The sequence below is a fragment of the Enterobacter sp. R-1.6.2 genome (genome assembly GCF_035064085.1).
Classification (GTDB): domain Bacteria; phylum Pseudomonadota; class Gammaproteobacteria; order Enterobacterales; family Enterobacteriaceae; genus Enterobacter; species Enterobacter asburiae_B.
Genome location: NZ_JASEYI010000148.1, coordinates 1 through 277 on the forward strand (window position 1 = coordinate 1; position 277 = coordinate 277).

Here is a 277-nt window from a genome sequence, read left to right on the forward strand (position 1 = left end):
GCTATTCAGGCCTGGTATGAGTCAGCAACACCTTCTTCACGAGGCAGACCTCAGCGCTATTCTGACCTTGCCATCACGACTGTGCTGGTCATTAAACGCGTATTCAGGCTGACCCTGCGCGCTGCGCAGGGTTTTATTGATTCCATTTTTACACTGATGAATGTTCCGTTGCGCTGCCCGGATTACACCAGTGTCAGCAGGCGCGCAAAGTCGGTTAATGTCAGTTTCAAAACGTTCACCCGGGGTGAAATCGCGCATCTGGTGATTGATTCCACCG

General features: G+C 52.0%; 1 protein-coding gene. It reads left to right on the forward strand.

The window, feature by feature from the left end:
- The coding region (locus QMN93_RS26185; RefSeq protein ID WP_323620256.1) for a transposase at positions 1–277 on the forward strand (277 nt) is incomplete at both ends.